Source organism: Acidimicrobiales bacterium, assembly GCA_016716005.1.
Taxonomy (GTDB): domain Bacteria; phylum Actinomycetota; class Acidimicrobiia; order Acidimicrobiales; family JADJXE01; genus JADJXE01.
The window spans coordinates 2763254-2782011 of sequence record JADJXE010000001.1 but is presented as its reverse complement, the minus strand read 5'-3'; the positions used below and the strand labels follow the sequence as shown (position 1 = coordinate 2782011).

The following is an 18758-nucleotide window of genomic DNA, read 5'->3' as shown; positions in this document are numbered from 1 at the left end:
GTCCGGCGCCATGGATCTGGGGATCAGCGGGAAGCGGGCCGCGGTGGCGGCGGCGTCGGCCGGGCTCGGGTTCGCGTCGGCCGCGGCCCTCGTCGCCGAGGGCGCGCGCGTGGCGATCTGCAGCCGCGACGAGCGCCGCGTGCGCGAGGCCGCCGAGCGCCTCGGGCCCGCGGCCGTGCCGCTCACCCTCGACGTGTCGACGCCCGGCGGCGGCGAGGCGTTCGTGGCTGCGGCGCACGAGGCGCTCGGCGGGGTCGACATCCTCGTCACCAACGCCGGGGGACCTCCCCCCGGCACCTTCGCCTCGACCCCCCTCGACGCCTACCCGGCCGCCCTCGACCTGAACCTGCTCTCGGTGGTGGCCATGTGCAAGGCGGCGGTGCCGGCCATGCAGGAGCAGCGGTGGGGGCGGGTGGTGGCGATCACGTCGGTGGCGGTGCGCCAGCCCATCAGCACGCTGATCCTCTCCAACACGGCCCGGGCCGGCGTGACCGGCTTCCTGAAGACGGTGGCCCTCGAGGTCGCCAAGGACGGCGTCACGGTGAACTCCGTGCAGCCCGGCCTGCACGCCACCGACCGCATCCGCGCCCTCGGCTCACCCGACGACCTGGCCCGCGCCGTGCCGGCCCAGGTTCTGGGCGATCCCGCCGACTTCGGCCGCGTGGTGGCGTTCCTGTGCTCGGAGCACGCCCGCTTCCTGACGGGCACCGCGATCCAGGTCGACGGCGGCCAGTACCTCGGGCTGCTGTAGCCCCGGTCGGCCGGCGGTCAAGCCCGCCGACCGCTCCCGGGGTCGCGCCACTCGATCCACGACAGGTGGGGGTGGCACCGGGCCAGCACCAGGTCGGTCCGGGCGCCGCCCTCGAAGCGGGTGAGGGCCACCACCGTCGCGTAGCGCTCGCGGGCCGGGGCGTCGGGGGCGACCACGGGCGCCACCACCCCGGGGGCGACGCCGGGTGCCTCGATGGAGATCCACGTGAGCGGCCCGCCGGTCGCGGCCGCCTCCAGCAGCTCGACGAACCGGGCCCGGTCGGCCGGCGACAGGTAGACGAGCGCCCAGCTGTGCAGCACCACCGGCTCGGTGCCGGGCGGCAGGCCGGCGAGCACCGCCGGCAGCACGCGCAGGACGTCGCCGGCCACGATTTCGGGCGGGTCGCGCCGGACCACCCGCACGGCCCCTCTGAGCCTGGCCAGCCGATCGGGCTGCTCGGGCCAGACGCAGGCCTCCAGCCACCGCACCGCCTCCGGATCGAGCACGTCGACCGGGGCCACGTCGATGCCGGTTCGGGCGGCCACCTCGGGGGCGGGTGCGAGCGGCGGCGGGCGCAGGTCTCCGCGCACCTCGGCCCGCACCAGCACGCCGCTGCCGGCGTCGCCGGCCCGCTCACCGCCGAGGTCGTAGGCGAACCGGTCGAAGCACAGGTTGAGCCCGGCGCTGCACCCCACCTCCACCAGGGAGAGCGGTCGGCCGGCCCGCGCCGCCGCCACCCGCAGGGCGGGGAGCACGGCCGCGCACCGGTTCACCTCGTTCGTCTGGACCGTGCGGTTGGCGAGCCGGGCGTCGAGCTCGGCCCGGTGCTCGGTCACGAAGGCCCGGAAGGCCGGGAGCGGATCCTCGTCGGGCACCGCCGAGCCGGTGACCGAGGGGTAGAAGCGGGCCAGCGGCGCGTCGGGGTGGGCCAGGACCAGGTCGTGGACGCCCGCGAACAGCAGCACCGGGCCCCGCCGCTCCTCGGGCGCGGCGGCAACCAGGCCGAGCAGCCCAGGGTCGGCGGCGATGGCTGTCGACAGCCGCTCGTACAGCGGAGCGTAGCCACGGCCCTCGGTCGCGCCGAAGGTCGCGAACAGCTTGCCCAGCTCCACCGTGGGCAGCACCGGGCTGACCGCAGGGCCGGCGGGCCCGTCGGGCGTCACCCGGGCAGTCTCGTTGGTACCGTCGTCCCGCCGCACGGCCGGCGAGGCCGCACGACCTTGGGGGACGCACCGTGGACTTCTCCATCCCGCCGGAGATCCAGCAGACGCTCGACGCCCTCGACGCCTTCATCGACGCCGAGATCCGCCCGCTCGAGCAGCAGGACGACAACATGCGCTTCTTCGACCACCGCCGCGAGTGGGCCCGCACCGACTGGGAGGGCGGCGGCGTGCCCCGCCGCGACTGGGAGGAGCTGCTGGGCGAGATGCGTCGCCGCGCCGACCGGGCGGGCTTCCTGCGCTACGCCCTGCCGGCCGACCTCGGGGGCCAGGACGGCAGCAACCTGGCCATGGCGATCATCCGCGAGCACCTGGCCGCCAAGGGCCTCGGCCTGCACAACGACCTCCAGAACGAGTCGTCGGTGGTCGGCAACTTCCCCACGGTGCTGATGATGCGCGACTTCGGGACCCCGGAGCAGCGGGCCGAGTGGATGCACGCCATGATCACCGGCGAGCGGCGGCTCGCCTTCGGCCTCACCGAGCCGAACCACGGCAGCGACGCCACCTACCTCGAGACCACCGCCCACCTCGACGGCGACGAGTGGGTGCTCAACGGGACCAAGCGCTGGAACAGCGGCCTGCACTCGGCCACCCACGACATCATCTTCGCCCGCACGTCGGGAGACCCGGGCCAGCCGACCGGCATCACCGCCTTCCTCGTGCCCACCGACGCCCCCGGCTTCGAGGTGCCCTTCTTCTGGTGGACCTTCAACATGCCGACCGACCACGCCGAGGTCACCCTCTCCGACGTGCGTGTGCCCACCTCTGCCGTGTTCGGCCAGGTCGACCAGGGGCTGCTGCTCGCCCAGCACTTCGTGCACGAGAACCGCATCCGCCAGGCCGCCTCCGGCGTGGGCGCCGCCCAGTACTGCATCGATCGTGCCGTCGGGTACGCCAACCGACGGGTCACGTGGGGCAAGCCGCTGTCGACCAACCAGGCGATCCAGTGGCCCCTGGCCGAGCTGCACACCGAGGCCGAGATGGTGCGTGGCCTCGTCCGCAGGACGGCCTGGGAGCTCGACCGCCGGAACCACCTGGAGGTGACGCACCTGGTCGCCATGTGCAACTACCGGGCGAACCGGCTCGTCTGCGAGGCCGCCGACCGGGCCATGCAGGTGCACGGCGGCGTCGGGTACTCGCGCCACGAGCCCTTCGAGCACATCTACCGCCACCATCGCCGGTACCGGATCACGGAGGGATCAGAGGAGATCCAGATCCGCAAGGTCGCCCAGGAGCTGTTCGGCTTCGGCCGCCGCCCCGCCCGCTGAGCCGGTCTCGCCGGGCGCGGGCGGCAGGACCGGGCGGGGGCTGGCTAGGGGAACGAGATCGGCGGGAGCGACGCCGGCATCGACGGCTGGGTGGTGTCGCTGGCCGGCGGGTCGGTGGCGGCCGGCGCGGTGGTGTCGCTCGACGGCGGGACGGTGGTGGTCTCCGCCGGCAGCGTGGTGGTGGTCTCCGGCGGGACGGTGGTCTCCGGCGGGACGGTGGTGGTCTCCGGCGGGACGGTGGTCTCCGGCGGGGCCGTGGTGGTGGTCTCCGGGGGCGCCTCGGCGATGGCCGGCGGTGCGCCCCCGTCGATCACGTACACGGGCTCGCCCCGCTCGACCAGGCTCGGGAAGTACTCGGCGACGTGCATGGGGATCCGCACGCAGCCGTGGCTGGCCGGGTAGCTGGGCACCGAGCTGGCGCCGTGCACGGCGATGCCGCCGTTGAAGTACACGGGGTTGTACAGCCTGCCGAGCGGACCGTCCTCCCAGCCCGTGTAGCGGCGGCCGAAGCGGAACGAGCCAGGGTCGGTGACGGCGTCGCCGCAGTGGCCGTTCTCGCAGTAGGACCGGCGCGAACCCGACGAGATGTGGGTGATCAGGCGCAGCTGCCCGCCCTGGTACAGCAGCAGCACCTGGCGGGGGATGTCGACCTCGACCCGGTTGGCCCCGCCCCCCGGCACGAGCGGGGCCGGGTCGCCGCCCTGCTGCATCAGCGCCCACACGCCCAGGGTGACGACGCCGTCGGCGGAGAGGCCGTGGAGCTTCTGGAACGCCCAGACGGCCTGGGTGGTGGCCGTGCCGAACTTGCCGTCGACGGGGCCCGGGTCGTACCGCAGCTCCGTCAGCCGCCGCTGGAGCTGCTCGACGCGCGGGCCCTGCGCGCCCTCGGCCAGCACGTCGGACGGCGCCTCACTCGTCGTCGTCTCGGGCGGGGCCGTCGTGGTGGTGGTGCTGGGCGCGGTGGTGGACGTGGCCCGGCTCGTCGACGTGCTCGCGGCGGTCGTCGACGTGGTGGAGCCGGCCTCGTCGGCGCCCGACGCGGTGCACGCGGCGGCGCCGAGCCCGCCGATCACGACGAGGCCGGCGGCCGCCACCAGGCGGCGCGCAGAGAGGAGCGCAGGGCGCGACATCTCCGTCACGCTACGCGGTGGGGCTCCCCTTCTCCAGTCACCCGGCGGCCGCGTGCCCCGGCGACGGCCCGCGGCGCGGGATCCCGGCCCGCCCGCTCCGGCACCGTTCGTGCGTCGGCCCCGGCCCCGCGTGAGAAAGTGGCGTCGTGGCTCACGACAAACGCGCCCAGGCGGTCGAGACGGCGAGCCGGGTGCCGAGGAAGACGTACGAGGACGAGCTGACCAGGCTGCAGGCCGAAGCGGTCAAGATGATGTACTGGGTGCGCCACACCGGCCAGAAGCTGGTGCTGGTGTTCGAGGGCCGGGACGCGGCCGGCAAGGGCGGGATGATCAAGCGGCTCACCGATCCGCTCAGCCCCCGCATCGCCCGCATCGTCGCCCTCCCGGCGCCCAGCGAGCGCGAGACCACCCAGTGGTACTTCCAGCGCTACGTCGCGCACCTGCCCGCCGCGGGCGAGATCGTGGTGTTCGACCGCAGCTGGTACAACCGGGCCGGCGTCGAGAAGGTGATGGGCTTCTGCACCCCCCAGGAGCACCGGCTGTTCCTGCGCCAGTGCCCCATCTTCGAGCGGTTGGTGGTCGAGTCGGGGATCCTGCTGCTCAAGTACTGGTTCTCGGTGAGCGACGAGGAGCAGGAGCGCCGCTTCCAGGAGCGGGTCGAGGATCCCTCGAAGCGCTGGAAGCTCAGCCCCATGGACCTGTACGCCCGCAGCCGCTACGTCGACTACTCGCGGGCCCGTGACGAGATGTTCGTGCACACCGACATCCCCGAGGCCCCGTGGTTCGTGGTCGAGGCCGACGACAAGCGTCGGGCCCGACTGAACTGCCTGGCCCACATCCTCGAGCAGGTGCCCTACGAGGACCACGTGCCGGCCCGGCTCGACCTGCCCGCCCGCCAGTCCGACGAGGGCTACGTCCGCCCGCCCCGCGAGGCCAGCACCTACGTGCCCGACCACGTGGCCGGCCTGCTGGGCGAGGAGCACCGCCACCGCGGGGGTTGACGGCCGTGGCTAATTAGCTTAGCGTAACAGCTATGCAGATGAGCCCGGCGCCGACCGTCCCTGCCGAGACCCGCTTCCTCGCCCGCCCCGAGGGCCGCATCGCCTACGAGGTCCACGGGGACGGCCCCCTCGTGGTCTGCCTGCCGGGCATGGGCGACGTCCGCTCCGTCTACCGCTTCGTCGTACCCGCCCTGGTGGCCGGCGGGTACCGGGTGGCCCTCGCCGACCTGCGCGGCCACGGTGACAGCGACGCCGGCTTCACCCGCCATGACGGCGTGGCCGCCGGCACCGACCTGCTGGCCCTGGTGGACCACCTGGGCGGCGGGCCGGCGGCGCTGGTCGGCGGCTCGCTGGGCGCGGGCGCGGCGGTGTGGGCCGCAGCCGAGGCACCGGGACAGGTCGCAGGGCTGGTGCTGATCGGACCCTTCGTGCGCGACGTCCCCCTCGGCCTGGCCAGCCGCCTGGCGCTGCGCCTCGGCCTGTGCCGGCCGTGGGGCCCGGCCGCCTGGAGTGCCTTCTACGCCCGGCTCTACACGGGCCGCCCGCCCGCCGACCTGGCCGAGCACCGGGAGCGCATCCGGGCGAGCCTGCGCCGCCCCGGGCACTGGCGCTCGTTCGTGGCCACCGCCCGCAGCTCCCACGCAGCCATCGAGGCCCGGCTCGACGGGGTCTCGGCGCCCACCCTGGTGATCATGGGCGAGCGCGACCCCGACTTCCCCGACCCGGCCGCCGAGGCCCGCCTGGTCGGCGGCCGCCTCCGCGGCGAGGTGCTCCTCGTTCCCGACGCCGGCCACTATCCCCAGGCGGAGTGGCCCGAGGTGGTGGCCCCGGCCGTGCTGGGTCTGCTGGAGAGAGCCGAGCACCGTGCCTAGGGCCGGGCTCACCCCCGCCCTCGTCGTGGGCGAGGCCGCGCTGGTGGCCGACGACGTGGGCTACGACCACCTCACCCTGGCGGCCGTGGCGCAGCGCCTCGGGGTCAGGCTCCCCAGCCTGTACAAGCACGTCGACGGCCTCGACGCCCTCCACCGCGGTCTCGCCGTGCAGGCCACGGGCGAGCTGGCCGCCGCGCTGTCCGCTGCTGCGGTGGGCCGGGCCACGGGGGACGCCCTGGCCGCCATGGCGAACGCCTACCGCACGTACGCCACCGAGCACCCCGGCCGCTACGCGGCCACGGTGCGGGCACCCGACCCGGCCGATGCCGAGCACGTGACCGCCAGCGACGCCGTGCTCGTGGTGGTGCTCGCCGTGCTCGCCGGGTACGGCCTGCGCGGTGACGACGCCATCGACGCCACCCGCGCCCTCCGGAGCGCGCTCCACGGCTTCGTGGCCCTCGAGGCGGCCGGGGGCTTCGGGTTGCCCCAGGCCGTCGACCGCAGCTTCGCCCGGCTCGTCGCCACCTTCGACGCCGCCTTCGTCTCCTGGGCCTGATCGAGCAGTCGACGCGACCCGCGGCCAGAGGCTGGTGCGCAGGTGTCCGCTGGGCGACCACCCACGCACCAGCCTCGGCGCGACCCCGGACGTGGGCCGGCCGCACGGGCCGCCCACGCCCGGCGAGGGCACCGGTCACCCGTCGTTGGTGAAGACGATCTTCACCGCCGGGTCGGTCATGGCGTCGACGGCGTCGGCGAACGGCACGACGCGGCTGACGACGCTGGTGGGGTCGAGCCGGCCGGCGGTGACGAGGTCGAGGACGGGTTCGGCGGTGGCACGGGCGTGGACCCGGCCGATCTCGTAACGGATCCCCTTGAGGTACATCGACTGCAACGGCAGGTCGGCACTGGCGCCGGCGCCGCCGGAGACGCTGGTGCAGGTGCCGCACGGTCGGGTCGAGCGCAGGGCGTGGTTGCGGCCCTGGTCGAGGACGCAGGCGTCGACGGTGACGGCGAACTGCTCGGTGGCGGTCAGGTCGGCCAGCGCGACGGCGGCGATCTCGGCGCCGAGGGAGCGGGCGACCCGGAGGCGCTCGGGGTCCTGGTCGACGTAGACCACGCGGGGTGCCCCCAGCGCGGCGGCCGCCGCCACGGCGTAGAGGCCGACCGACTGGGCGAGACCGCCGACGACGAGCACCGCTTCGCCGGGCCACTCCGCCATGGGTCCGGCAACGCAGCGGTAGCCGTCGGCGACGTTGTCGGGGATGCCGGCCGCGGCGACCGGGTCGACCCCGTCGGGCAGGGGGAGCAGCAGGTGGTCGGCGTGGGGCACCCGGACCAGATCGGCCAGGGCCCCGCCGTGCTCGACGCCACCATGGGGTCCGAGGCCGAACGCCGATCCCGGTGGGACCGACTCGCAGGCGTTGGTGAGTCCCCGCCGGCACATCGGGCAGGTGCCGCAGCTGATCTGGAACGGCACGATCACCCGGTCGCCCACCTCGAACGGCCCGGCGGCCTCACCACGGTCCACCACCTCCCCCACCATCTCGTGGCCCATGGGGAACGGCCCGCGCATCGGGTAGAGGCCCAGCGCGATGGCGGGGTCGAGGTCGCAGCGGGCGACGGCGATCGGGCGCACCAGCGCCTGGTGATCGTCGTCGATGGTGGGATCGGCCACCTCCCGCCACTGCAGGTCGCCGGGGGCGTTGAAGACGAGGTGCCTCATGGGATCAGCTCCTGGGCTCGATGGTGGGCGAGTTCACCGGCGTCGACGGGCGCGGTGGCGTCCCTCGGGGCGCGGCCCGCCAGCCCCGCGCCCGCTCGACCACCGGCCCGATGGCCGCCGTCTGCGACCCCGCGCCTGGTGCGCAGGTGTCCGCTCGGCGACCACCGACGCACCAGGCGCGAGCAGGCGCGCCCGGGCGTCATCGGACCTGGATCGAGGGACATCTCCAGAGCATGGCCCGTCACCCGGACTCCGTCCGAGCCCCGGGGCGGGACTCGAACCCGCAGATCCTCTCGGACCGAGCGGTTCAGGACCCCGACGGGGCGTCCCGAGCCACAGGCGCAGCCAGCAGCTAGCGGATCCCGATCCTTCGGGCGGCGCGACCAGCGGCGTCGGGTCCGGCGAGCTGGCGGAGCAGCAGCAGACCGTCGAGGACGGCGATGGCGGCCTCGGCCTCGGCGCGGCGCCGTGCCGGCACGCCGCGGATGAACTCGCTGGCCCAGACGATCCAGGCTTCGACGAGCTGGGGCACGAGGGAGCGGTAGGGCTCGCGGCCGGTCGCGGCGAGGCCGCCGGCTTCGAAGAAGAGCGCGAAGACCGGGTCGGCGTCGGGGTGGGCCAGGATCGGCCAGGCCGCGCGAAGGAGCTCGAGGTGGTCGGCCGCCGGCGCGGAGAAGGTCGGGGCCAGGGTCTCCTGGAGCTCGCTCCCCATGGCGACCAGGACCTCGCTGATCAGATCCTCCTTCGTGGGGAAGTAGTAGACGACGATCCGGTCGCTGATGCCGAGCCGCTTGGCGACGCGTCCGAAGGTGAGCTGGCTCAGCCCGTCGTCGAAGGCGGCTCCGAGCGCTCCATCCAGGATGTCCGCCTTGGCGTGCTTGTGGCCCATCTCGCCCTTGATTGTAGTGATCACTGCATCTATGGTTTCGCAGCGATCACTACACACCGTCGCGAGGAGCCTCACATGACCGAACACGCTGCAGGATCGCTCGGGGTGGTGGAGGCGTTCCTCGACGCCTTCGTCGCCATGGACTTCGACACCGCGTTGGCCTACCTCGCCGACGATGTCGAGTACACGAACATCCCGATCACGACCGTGCGGGGCCACGCCGGGGTGCGGGAGGTGCTCGAGCCGTTCTTCGCCCCGATCCACGAGAACGAGTTCGTCATCCTGCGGAAGGCGGCTGCGGGCCCGGTGGTCTTCCTCGAGCGCCTGGACCGCCACCGCCTCGACCACGGGTGGCGGGAGCTGCCGGTCAACAGCGTCTTCGAGGTGCACGACGGCAAGATCACGGTGTGGCGGGACTACTTCGACCTCGGAACCGCGATGAAGATCCACGGGGCGGGCGAAGCATGAGCATCACCCCGGCAGCCGCCGCCGACCTGTTCCGCCGCGAGCCCGACCGGTTCCTCGACGTCGGGGCCGGCGAGGTGGCCCACCGTGCGGTGGGCAGCGGCCCCGACGTGCTGTTCGTCCACGGCTGGCCGGTCAGCGGGGCCACGTTCCGGACCCTCCTGCCACACCTGGCCGACCACGTCACCTGCCACGTGATCGACCTGCCGGGCGCCGGGTCCAGCCGGTTCACGGCCGACACCCCACTGACGATCGGCCAGCACATCCACAGCGTCCGCCGTGTGCTGGACGTCCTCGAGCTGGACGACGTCGCGGTGGTGGGGCACGACAGCGGTGGGCTGATCGCCCGGCACGCAGTGGCCGGCGACACGCGGCTGCGCGCCTTGGGGCTGATCGACACCGAACAGCCGAGGGGTCTGAGCTGGCGGTTCACGTCGTTCGTCGCGGCGCGTCGCGTGCCCGGGTTCGGCGCAGGCCTCGGCTGGGTCGCCGGACGACCGCGGCTGCGCCGCAACCGGTTCGTGCTCGGCGATGCGTTCGCCGACTCGTCCCTGCTCGACGGCGAGTTCGACGAGTTCTTCCTCCAGCCGCTGCACACGTCGCCGGAGCGCCGTGACGCCGCCGTGCGGCTGCTCCGGAGCTTCGACCAGCAGCTCGTGCGCGACCTGACGGAGCTGCATCGCCGGATCGACGTCCCCGTCCAGCTCGTCTGGGGCGATCGCGACCCGTTCTTCCCCGTCGGATGGGCGAAGGAGATGGTCGGGACGTTCCCCGACGCCCGCCTCCAGGTCATCGAAGGTGCCGGTCTGTTCGCACACGAGGAGCGACCGGCCGAGGTCGCCCGGGCCCTGCTCCCAGTCCTCACGGGAGCGAGCTGATCGAGTCGTCGACCGACAGGTGGCTCCAACTCACCGTTGGTGCCCGGGGCGGGACTCGAACCCGCACGTCCTCGCGGACCGAGGGGTTTAAGCCCCCTGCGCCTGCCGGTTACGCCACCCGGGCGGGTGCATCCACGGTAGGTGAACGCGGACGGCGAGGCGGCACGTCCCCGGGCTGCGGCACGTCCCCGGGCTGCGGCACCGGCACGAGCCGCCGCTCCGGCCCACCGACCCCACGAGCTGCGGCCTCGCCCGCCTGATCGTCCACCTGGTCGCCCACCGCGCCCCACAGGGCGGCCCGCACCCGGTCGGCCTCGACGCCGCCGAGCCGGTTGGCGGCCACGACCCCCTCGACCAGGTCGGCCAGCACCGCCGGCCACGGCCGCCCCCGCAGCCGCACCGCCACCGACACCGAACCGTCGGCGCGGCGGCGCAGGGTGCGGTCGACCCCGGGCAACCGGGGCGGGCTGCGGAACCCCGGGACGGCCAGGCCCAGGGCGCGAGCAGCCCGGCTGAGGGCTCGCACCGCGCCGGCGAAGCGCACGGCTGAGGACACATCCATCACGGCGAGTATGGGCCCCGGGTGTGTCACTCTCCTCGCCTTGCGGCTCGGGCCCCCACCGGCGGCCCGGTCGATCCGGCCGGGCCCGTTGGGGCGCTGCGTACCATGGGCGGCGTGGAGGACGACTGGCGGTTCGAGTCCGCTGAACCACCCGCGGTCGCGACCCGCCCGGACCGCGTCCTGGCCCCCACCGGCTCGGCCGAGTCCGCCGGTGCACTCGTCCCGGTGAGCACCCGAGCCGAGCCGGAGGTCGCGCTGGCCGACCCGCGGCGGTCCGACGTCGACGAGTGGGGGCGCTCCGAGCACCTCCGGGCGCTGGCCCGCCGGGCCTACGACCCCCTCTACCGTCGCTGGCACCGGGTGGAGTGGGAGGGCTTCGAGCACCTCCCGCCCACCGGCGGCGCCCTGCTGGTGGCGAACCACGCCGCCGCGGTGCCGTCCGACGCCCCCGCGATCATGCACGGCCTCGAGACCGAGCTCGGCCGCCCCGTCTACGGACTGGCCGACCACCTCTTCCGCGAGATCCCCGTGGTGGGCACGCTCTGGTCGCGGCTCGGTGGCGTGCTCGCCCATCCGGACAACGCCTACCGGCTGCTGCGCGAGCAGCAGCAGCTGGTGCTGGTGTTCCCCGAGGGCAGCAAGGGCCCGGCCAAGCCCTTCAGCCAGCGCTATCGCCTGCGCCGGTTCGGGCGCGGCGGCTTCGTCGACATCGCGATGCGGGCCGGCGTGCCCGTCGTGCCCCTCGCGATACTGGGCGCCGAGGAGTCGATGCCCACCCTGTTCCACCTCAACCCGCTCGCCCGGGCGCTCGGGCTGCCGTACCTGCCCGTCACCGCCAACATGCTGCTCCTCGGGCCGATGGGCCTGGCCGTGCACCTCCCGGCCAAGTTCCGCATCCGCGTCCTCGAGCCGGTCCGCTTCGACGTCGAGCCCGACCAGGTGCGGTACTCGCGCAGCAAGGTGATGGACGCCTCGGAGGAGATCCGCCAGCGGATCCAGGAGGCCCTCTACGAGATGCTCCGGAGCCGGCGCAGCGTGTGGTTCGGATGACCCCGCCGCGAGGGGACCGACCGTGAACGGGGGCGGCGGCCGCCGCGTGCTCATCACCGGTCTCGGGTCGTTCTGGGGTGGCCGCGTCGCCCAGGCCCTCGAGTCCGACCCCGACGTCGAGGTGATCGTCGGCCTCGACATCCACGAGCCCACCGTGGCCCTGGAGCGCACCGAGTACGTCCGCTGCGACGAGAGCTACTCGATCCTGTCGCGCATCGTGAAGGCCACCGGCGTCGACACGATCCTGCACACGTTCCTGGTCGTCGACTCCACGATGATGCGGGCCCGCACGATGCACGAGATCAACGTGATCGGCACCATGAACCTGTTCGCGGCGGCCAGCGCCCCCGGGTCCACGGTGCGCACGGTGGTCGTGAAGTCGGCCACGCTGGTGTACGGCTCGGCCCCGCTGGACCCCGTCTGGTTCTCGGAGGAGACCCCCCGCAGCGCGCCCCCGGTCACCGCGGTCGAGCGCTCGCTGGTCGAGGTGGAGGGCTACGTCAGCGACTTCGCCGAGGACAACCCCCACGTCAGCGTGACCCTGCTGCGGTTCTCGAACGTGCTGGGGCCCGACATCTCCACCCCGCTCTCCCGGGCCCTCGAGCAGCCGTTGGTGCCCTCGGTGCTCGGCTTCGACCCCCGGATCCAGTTCGTGCACGAGGACGACGTCATCCGCTCGCTGCTGTTCGTGATGGACGCCGACCTGCCCGGGGTGTTCAACGTGGCCGGCGACGGCCTGCTCCCGTGGAGCGAGGTCGCGGCCCTGGTGGGCAAGCGCACCTTCCCGCTGCCGGCGGTCGGCACCGAGGTCGCGGCCGGGCTGCTGCGGCGGCTGGGGGTGGTGCACCTGCCCCCCGAGACCCTCACGCTCCTCCGCTACGGGCGTGGGGCCGACAACCGCCGCCTGAAGGAGGCCGGGTTCCGCTACCAGCACACGTCGGCCGGCACCGTCGACGACTTCGCCCGGGCGCTGCGACTCCGCGAGACCGTGGGTGCCTCACCCGGCTACCGCTACCAGAGCGACGTCGAGGAGTTCTTCCGCCACTCGCCGGCGGTGATCCACCGGCTCGGCGAGCGCCACGACGAGCGCCGGCCCGTCGGGGGTCGGCCCGTCGAGGGCCGTGAGGGCCACGAGGGGATGACAGACTCGGCGCCGTGAGCCTCGTCCGCACCGACATCGCCGACGGCGTCGCCGTCGTCACCCTCGACGACCCCGACCGCCGCAACGCCCTCACCCTCCCGATGGTCGACGAGATCATCGCCGCGTTCGAGGAGGTCGAGGCCGACCCCGGTGTGGGCGCGGTGGTCGTCACCGGGGCGCCCCCGGCGTTCTGCGCCGGCGCCAACCTCGACCACCTGGGCGCGGCCAAGCGCGAGGGCCTCCGCCGGATCTACGAGGGCTTCCTGCGGGTGGGCCGGTGCCCGCTGCCCACCATCGCCGCCGTCAACGGCGCCGCCGTCGGCGCCGGCATGAACCTGGCCCTCGTCTGCGACGTTCGGCTCGCCGGCCGGCGGGCGCGCTTCGACACCCGCTTCCTGCAGCTCGGCCTCCACCCCGGGGGCGGCCACACCTGGATGTTCCAGCGCGCCGCCGGGCCCCAGACCGCGGCGGCCGCCATCCTGTTCGGCGAGGTGCTCGACGGCGCCGAGGCCGAGCGGACCGGGCTGGTCTGGCGCTGCGTCGACGACGACACCCTGCTGGAGGCCGCGCGCACCCTGGCCACCAGGGCGGCCGAGGCTCCCCGTGAGCTGGCCGTCACCGTGAAGCGCACGCTCGGAGACATGGGCAACGTCGCCGACCACGAGGCCGCGGTGAACCGTGAGCTCGATCCGCAGGTGTGGTCCATCGAGCAGCCCTGGTTCGCGGAGCGCCTCCGCGCCCTGCAGGCCAAGATCACCAGTCGGTGACCCAGATCACGGCCGTCCGCCCCTAGCCCACCGCCCCCGACAGGCCGAACATGGTAGGCGCCATGGCGCTGCTCGACCGCCTCCGCCCCGTGTACGACCTCCCCCACCGCCATCGGCGGGTGTGGGCCACGCCGGAGGGCGGCCGGGTGCACGTCGAGCTGCGCGAGCTCGACGGCGAGGCCACCGCGTCCTTCGCCGAGCACCTCGTCGGCGCCCTCGACGGCCGGCCCGGCATCCGGTGGGTCGAGGTGCTGTCGGCCCCGGGTCGGGCCGTCGTGGCCTTCGACCCCGACGTGGTCGGCCCGGCCTGGTGCGTCGCCGTCGTCGACGACGTCGAACGCCGCCTGGGCGTCGAGCACACCCCCTTCGCCAACGGCCGCCCGGACCACCCGGGCGACCACGAGCCGATCGTGCGCGACCTGGTCGCCCTGGGCGCCGACGCCACCGGCCTGGCCCTGGCCCTGGTCGGACGGGCCCTGCGGGTGCCGACGCTGCCCATCGAGGTCGACACCGCCGCCCTGCTCTCCCTGCTCGCCAACGTGCCACGCGCCCGCGACCCCATCGACCGCCGCCTGACGACCCCGGTGGCCGAGCTGGCCCTGGCCGTCGGGAACGGCATCGCCGCCGGCCTGGCCCAGGGCCCCCTCGGGCCCCTGCTCGACATCGTCCACCGGGGGTCGCTGCTCGGCGAGGCCGAGGGCCGCCGGCGGGCGTGGGTCGCCCGAGAGCCCGAGCTGTGCGCCACGCCGTCGGCCCACCCGATCGGCCCGCTCTACCCGCCCACCCGCCCGGCGCCGCTGCGGCCCGGGCCCATCGAGCGCTACGACGAGCGGGTGCTGCTGGCCTCGCTGGGCGGGTTCGCGGTCGCCGTCCCCCTCCTGCGCAGCCTCGACCGCGCCGCCGCCGCCCTGCTGGCCGGGGTGCCCAAGGCGGCCCGCCTCGGCCGGGAGGCCTTCGCGGCCCAGGTCGGGCGGCTGCTCGCCCAGCGGGGCGTGGTGATCCTCGACCCCGACGCCCTGCGAACCCTCGACCGCCTCGACGTGGCCGTGCTCGACGGGCGCCTCCTCGTGGCCGACCAGCTCGAGCCCGCGACGATCGAGGTGCTCGACGACACCGAGCTCGCCGTCGCCCGGCGCCGGGTCACCGAGCTGTTCCGCCCCGACGCTCCCACGGTCCGCCACGAGGTCGAGGGCTGGGCGCTCGGCCCGCTGACCGGCGCCGACGAGCACGTGGCCCGCCGGGCCCGTCTGCTGGCCGCCGGCCGGCCGGTGCTGCTGCTGGAGCACCACGACCGGCCGCGTGCGCTGGTGCAGCTGCGGACGGCGCTGGCCCCCCAGGCGGCCGACCTGGTGGCCGCGGTCCGCAGCGCCGGCCTCGAGGTCATCGTGACGGCCGACGACGAGCGCACCGTGCTGGCCCTGCAGCCCGACCGGGTCGTACCGCCCGTCGCCGCGGCCAGGGTGGTGGAGGGCCGCCAGGCCGAAGGGCACGGGGTCCTCATGGTCGCCATGGGGACGCACGCCGGCCTCCGCGAGGCCGACTGCGGCGTCGGGGTGCCCCGGCCGGGCGAGCCGGTGCCCTGGGACGCCGATCTGGTGGGCGGGCCCGACCTGGCCGACGCCTGCCTGGTCGCCGTGGCCGGCCAGGCCGCGCGCGAGGTGAGCCGTCAGAGTGCGGCGCTGGCCTTCGGCGGCGCCACGGCCAGCACGTTCATCGCCTTCGGCGGCCTGGTGCCCGGCACCACCCAGCGGGTCATGACCACGATCAACGTGGCGACCGCCCTGGCCCTGGTCAACGGCACCCGAGCCGGGCTCGCGCTGCGGGGTGCGGCCCTCCCGCCCCCGGCCGACGACGTGGTGCCCTGGCACGCCCTCGATGCCGACGCCGTGCTGGCGCGCCTCCGCACCACCCCGGCCGGCCTGGCCCCCGACGAGGCCGCCCGGCGACGCCCGCCGGCGCCGCCGACCAGCCCGCCCGGCCTGGCCCTCGCCCGGGCCGTGGCCGACGAGGTGATCAACCCGCTCACCCCGGTGCTGGCCGTCGGGGCCGGCCTCTCCCTGGCCGTGGGCTCGGTGGGCGACGCGGCCATGGTCGCCAGCGTGGTGGCCCTCAACGCGGTGATCGGGGGCGTCCAGCGCCACCGCACCGAGCGGGCGATCGCCCGGCTCGGACGGCGTGAGCGCCAGCACGTGACGGTGCGTCGGCACGGCCGGCTCGTCACCGTACCGGCCGACTCGCTGGTTCCCGGCGACGTCGTCCGCCTCGCCGCCGGCGACGCCGTCCCGGCCGACTGCCGCATCCTGACGGCCGAGGCCGTGGAGGCGGACGAGTCGAGCCTCACCGGCGAGTCGCTGCCGGTGGCCAAGCACGCCGAGGCCTCCCATGCCGCGTCCGTGGCCGACCGCACCTCCATGCTCTACGACGGCACGTCGCTGGCGGCCGGCACCGCCACCGGCGTGGTGGTCGCGGTGGGAGCGGCCACCGAGGCCGAGCGGGGGGCGACCGCCGGGGCCGGGAGGGCACCGGCCAGCGGCGTGGAGGCCCGGCTGGAGTCGATCACCACCCTGGTCACGCCGGTGTCGGTCCTGGCCGGCCTGGGCGTGGTCGGCTCGGGTCTGCTGCGCGCCCGGCCCCTCGCCGACCTGGTCGGAGCGGGCGTCAGCCTGGCGGTCGCAGCCGTGCCCGAGGGCTTGCCCCTCCTGGCCACCGTCGCCCAGCACAGCTCGGCCCGCCGGTTGTCGGGGCGCGGCGCGCTGGTGCGCAACGTGCGGGCCGTCGAGGCCCTCGGGCGGGTCGACGTCCTCTGCGCCGACAAGACCGGCACCCTCACCGAGGGGCACATCCGGCTGCGGGTGGTCTCCGACGGCGACTCGGAGTGGCGGGACGGTGGCACGCCGCTCACCGGCCAGCACCGCCAGGTGCTGGCCGCCGCGCTGCGCGCCACCCCCGACGTGGCCAGCGCGCCGCGCCTTCCCCACCCCACCGACCGGGCCGTGGTGCGGGGAGCGGAGGTCGCAGGGCTGGCCGCCGCCGACGCCGTCGGGGCGTGGGTCCGCGTCGACGAGCTCCCCTTCGAGCCGGGACGCGCCTTCCACGCCACCCTCGCCGACACCCCCGCGGGGCGGCTGCTCAGCGTGAAGGGCGCACCGGAGGTGCTGCTCCCCCGCTGCACCCACCGCCGCACCGCCGAGGGCGCCCGACCCCTCGACGAGGGCGAGCGCGCTCGCCTCGCGGCCGGCGTGGACCCGCTCGCCCGCCGCGGGTTCCGCGTGCTGGCGGTGGCCGAGCGCCAGGTCGACGACGCCTTCACCGTCGACGACCCGGATGCCGTGGACGGCCTGGTGTTCGCCGGCCTCCTCGGGCTGTCCGACCCGGTCCGGCCCACCGCGGCCTCGGCCGTGTGCACCCTGCGCCGGGCCGGGGTGAGCGTGATCATGATCACCGGCGACCACCCCAGCACCGCCGAGGGCATCGCCGCCGAGCTCGACCTGCTGGACGAGGCGGCCGTGCTGACCGGGCCCGACATCGACGAGCTCGACGACGACGAGCTGGCCGTCGCCCTGCTCCACACCTCGGTGTGCGCGCGGGTGACGCCGCTCCACAAGGTGCGCATCGTGCGCTCCCTCCAGCACGCGGGCCGGGTGGTGGCCATGACCGGCGACGGGGCCAACGACGCACCGGCGATCCGGCTGGCCGACGTGGGCGTCGCCCTCGGCACCCGGGCCACCACCGCGGCCCGTGACGCCGCCGACCTGGTGGTGACCGACGATCGGATCGAGACGATCGTCGACGCCGTCGTCGAGGGCCGGGCCATGTGGGCCTCGGTGCGCGACGCGGTGGCCATCCTCGTGGGCGGCAACCTGGGCGAGATCACCTTCACCCTGGCCGGCAGCGTGCTGAGCGGCACGTCCCCGCTCAACGCCCGCCAGCTGCTCCTGGTGAACCTGCTCACCGACGTGGCGCCGGCCATGGCCATCGCCGTGCGACCCCCCACGCGGACCACGCCCGAGCAGCTGCTGCTCGAAGGCCCCGACCGCTCCCTCGGCACGGCGCTGAACCGGGCCATCGCCGTGCGGGCGGTGGCGACCGCCGGTGGAGCGGGGACGGCGTGGGCGGTCGGGCGGCTCACGGGCACGGCCGAGCGGGCCTCCACCGTCTCCCTGGTCGCCCTGGTGGGCTCGCAGCTGGGGCAGACGCTGGTGAGCGGCGGGGCCAGCCTGCCGGTGCTCGCCGCCGGCCTCGGGTCGTTCGCGGTGATGGCCGGCATCGTCCAGACGCCGGGCGTGAGCCACCTTTTCGGGTGCCGGCCCCTGGGCCCCGCGGGGTGGGCGACCGCCCTGGGCGCCTCGGCCGCCGCCACCGCCGCCTCGCTGGCCCTGCCGAGCCTGCTCGACCGGCTCGGCGCGGTCGGCCCGCTGCCCACCCCGGCCCTGCCGGCAGGGCCGTCGGCCTAGGCGATCCAGGCCTCGAGGAGCTCGTCGCGGCGCTCGTCCCACTCCTCGGCGGTGATGCCGAAGCGCAGGTGGTCCTCCCACACCCCGTTGATCTCGAGGTAGCGGAGGGCGAGGCCCTCCTCGCGGATCGCCAGCTTCTCGACCACCCTGCGGCTCGACCGGTTGCGGGGGATGATCGCCACCTGGAGCCGGTGGAGGTGCAGCTCTTCGAAGGCGTGCTTGCACAGCAGCACCAGCGCCTCGGGCACGTAGCCGTGGCCGGCCCGCTCCTCGTCGATCCAGTACCCGACGTAGGCGTTCTGGAACGGCCCCCGCTGCACCGCGTTGAGGTTGATCTCACCTGCGAACTGCCCGTCGACGAAGATGGCGAAGCCGTGCCCGGCGCCCAGCTGGCGCTCGCGCTCACGGGCGTTGCAGCGCAGGGCGAAGGCGTGCGGGTCGAGGGCGGGGTCGGACGCGCCGGGCGCGCGTCGCGGCTCCCACCGGGTGAGCCAGTCGCGGTTGCGGAGGCGCACCTCGCTCCACTGGGCGAAGTCGGAGGCGACGAGGGGGCGGAGGATGACCCGCCGTCCGATGAGGCGTATCAC

The 18758-nt window shown here is 75.0% G+C and carries 17 protein-coding genes and 1 tRNA gene; 11 read left to right on the top strand and 7 right to left on the bottom strand.

Features of this window, described 5'->3' with window-relative positions; all coding sequences use genetic code 11:
- The first annotated feature begins 10 nt into the window (after positions 1–10).
- The gene (locus IPM45_13690; GenBank protein MBK9180586.1) at positions 11–751 is read left to right on the top strand and encodes an SDR family oxidoreductase; all 741 of its coding nucleotides are present in this window, start codon (positions 11–13) and stop codon (positions 749–751) included.
- Positions 752–768: 17 nt separating this feature from the next.
- On the opposite strand, the gene IPM45_13685 is transcribed toward IPM45_13690, so the two are convergent.
- Complete coding sequence (locus tag IPM45_13685) at positions 769–1914, bottom strand: DUF2332 domain-containing protein (GenBank protein ID MBK9180585.1); 1146 nt, start codon at positions 1912–1914, stop codon at positions 769–771.
- 71 nt (positions 1915–1985) lie between these two features.
- On the opposite strand from IPM45_13685, the gene IPM45_13680 reads away from it, so the two are divergent.
- Positions 1986–3239 (top strand): acyl-CoA dehydrogenase family protein, encoded by a 1254-nt coding sequence (locus tag IPM45_13680; GenBank protein MBK9180584.1) that lies wholly within the window; start codon positions 1986–1988, stop codon positions 3237–3239.
- Positions 3240–3283: 44 nt separating this feature from the next.
- Here IPM45_13680 and IPM45_13675 read toward each other — a convergent pair whose 3' ends face one another.
- Positions 3284–4369, bottom strand: a complete 1086-nt coding sequence (locus IPM45_13675) for a murein L,D-transpeptidase (protein ID MBK9180583.1) — start codon at positions 4367–4369, stop codon at positions 3284–3286.
- A gap of 146 nt (positions 4370–4515) precedes the next feature.
- Between IPM45_13675 and ppk2 the strand changes: the two genes are divergently transcribed.
- Genes ppk2 through IPM45_13660 form a run of 3 tightly spaced genes read left to right on the top strand, consistent with a single transcriptional unit; the run spans position 4516 to position 6798 of the window.
- Positions 4516–5370 carry a polyphosphate kinase 2 gene (gene ppk2, locus IPM45_13670; GenBank protein MBK9180582.1) on the top strand — a complete coding sequence of 285 codons (855 nt, stop codon included), beginning with the start codon at positions 4516–4518 and terminating at the stop codon, positions 5368–5370.
- A gap of 38 nt (positions 5371–5408) precedes the next feature.
- The gene (locus IPM45_13665; GenBank protein ID MBK9180581.1) at positions 5409–6242 is read left to right on the top strand and encodes an alpha/beta hydrolase; all 834 of its coding nucleotides are present in this window, start codon (positions 5409–5411) and stop codon (positions 6240–6242) included.
- A complete protein-coding gene (locus IPM45_13660) occupies positions 6235–6798 on the top strand; it encodes a WHG domain-containing protein (protein MBK9180580.1) in 564 nt (187 codons plus the stop codon). The genes IPM45_13665 and IPM45_13660 overlap by 8 nt, the downstream gene beginning before the upstream one ends.
- A 135-nt stretch (positions 6799–6933) precedes the next feature.
- On the opposite strand, the gene IPM45_13655 is transcribed toward IPM45_13660, so the two are convergent.
- Together IPM45_13655 and IPM45_13650 are read right to left on the bottom strand one after the other, a co-directional pair.
- Positions 6934–7965 (bottom strand): alcohol dehydrogenase catalytic domain-containing protein, encoded by a 1032-nt coding sequence (locus tag IPM45_13655; protein ID MBK9180579.1) that lies wholly within the window; start codon positions 7963–7965, stop codon positions 6934–6936.
- A 352-nt stretch (positions 7966–8317) separates the two neighbouring features.
- Positions 8318–8878 (bottom strand): TetR/AcrR family transcriptional regulator, encoded by a 561-nt coding sequence (locus IPM45_13650; protein MBK9180578.1) that lies wholly within the window; start codon positions 8876–8878, stop codon positions 8318–8320.
- 51 nt (positions 8879–8929) lie between these two features.
- Here IPM45_13650 and IPM45_13645 point away from each other — a divergent pair, with 51 nt between their 5' ends.
- Entirely contained in the window at positions 8930–9322 is a 393-nt protein-coding gene (locus IPM45_13645) for a nuclear transport factor 2 family protein (protein MBK9180577.1), read from the top strand.
- Positions 9319–10197 carry an alpha/beta hydrolase gene (locus tag IPM45_13640; GenBank protein MBK9180576.1) on the top strand — a complete coding sequence of 293 codons (879 nt, stop codon included), beginning with the start codon at positions 9319–9321 and terminating at the stop codon, positions 10195–10197. Before IPM45_13645 ends, IPM45_13640 begins: the two co-directional genes overlap by 4 nt.
- 37 nt (positions 10198–10234) lie before the next feature.
- Here IPM45_13640 and IPM45_13635 read toward each other — a convergent pair.
- Positions 10235–10321: transfer RNA gene (locus IPM45_13635), tRNA-Leu, on the bottom strand.
- Positions 10307–10759: a hypothetical protein gene (locus IPM45_13630; GenBank protein ID MBK9180575.1), complete on the bottom strand. Its 453-nt coding sequence runs from the start codon at positions 10757–10759 to the stop codon at positions 10307–10309. The genes IPM45_13635 and IPM45_13630 overlap by 15 nt, the downstream gene beginning before the upstream one ends.
- Before the next feature lie 114 nt (positions 10760–10873).
- On the opposite strand from IPM45_13630, the gene IPM45_13625 reads away from it, so the two are divergent.
- The 4 genes from IPM45_13625 to IPM45_13610 all read left to right on the top strand — a co-directional run bounded on the left by IPM45_13625 (position 10874) and on the right by IPM45_13610 (position 18171).
- On the top strand, positions 10874–11809 hold the full coding sequence (locus IPM45_13625; GenBank protein MBK9180574.1) for an acyltransferase family protein: 936 nt from the start codon (positions 10874–10876) through the stop codon (positions 11807–11809).
- A 22-nt stretch (positions 11810–11831) separates the two neighbouring features.
- Positions 11832–12968 (top strand): NAD-dependent epimerase/dehydratase family protein, encoded by a 1137-nt coding sequence (locus IPM45_13620; protein MBK9180573.1) that lies wholly within the window; start codon positions 11832–11834, stop codon positions 12966–12968.
- Positions 12965–13717 carry an enoyl-CoA hydratase gene (locus IPM45_13615; protein MBK9180572.1) on the top strand — a complete coding sequence of 251 codons (753 nt, stop codon included), beginning with the start codon at positions 12965–12967 and terminating at the stop codon, positions 13715–13717. Before IPM45_13620 ends, IPM45_13615 begins: the two co-directional genes overlap by 4 nt.
- A gap of 62 nt (positions 13718–13779) precedes the next feature.
- Entirely contained in the window at positions 13780–18171 is a 4392-nt protein-coding gene (locus tag IPM45_13610; GenBank protein ID MBK9180571.1) for an HAD-IC family P-type ATPase, read from the top strand.
- Here IPM45_13610 and IPM45_13605 read toward each other — a convergent pair.
- A complete protein-coding gene (locus tag IPM45_13605) occupies positions 18168–18758 on the bottom strand; it encodes a GNAT family N-acetyltransferase (GenBank protein ID MBK9180570.1) in 591 nt (196 codons plus the stop codon). The two genes, IPM45_13610 and IPM45_13605, sit on opposite strands and share 4 nt — an antisense overlap.

Bases quoted from the DNA above. Each gene is read 5' to 3' on its own strand.
- IPM45_13690 (MBK9180586.1), top strand. From the start codon at position 11: ATGGATCTGGGGATCAGCGGGAAGCGGGCCGCGGTGGCGGCGGCGTCG.
- IPM45_13675 (MBK9180583.1), bottom strand. From the start codon at position 4,369: ATGTCGCGCCCTGCGCTCCTCTCTGCGCGCCGCCTGGTGGCGGCCGCC.
- IPM45_13665 (MBK9180581.1), top strand. From the start codon at position 5,409: ATGAGCCCGGCGCCGACCGTCCCTGCCGAGACCCGCTTCCTCGCCCGC.
- IPM45_13655 (MBK9180579.1), bottom strand. From the start codon at position 7,965: ATGAGGCACCTCGTCTTCAACGCCCCCGGCGACCTGCAGTGGCGGGAG.
- IPM45_13645 (MBK9180577.1), top strand. From the start codon at position 8,930: ATGACCGAACACGCTGCAGGATCGCTCGGGGTGGTGGAGGCGTTCCTC.
- IPM45_13640 (MBK9180576.1), top strand. From the start codon at position 9,319: ATGAGCATCACCCCGGCAGCCGCCGCCGACCTGTTCCGCCGCGAGCCC.
- IPM45_13630 (MBK9180575.1), bottom strand. From the start codon at position 10,759: ATGGATGTGTCCTCAGCCGTGCGCTTCGCCGGCGCGGTGCGAGCCCTC.
- IPM45_13610 (MBK9180571.1), top strand. From the start codon at position 13,780: ATGGCGCTGCTCGACCGCCTCCGCCCCGTGTACGACCTCCCCCACCGC.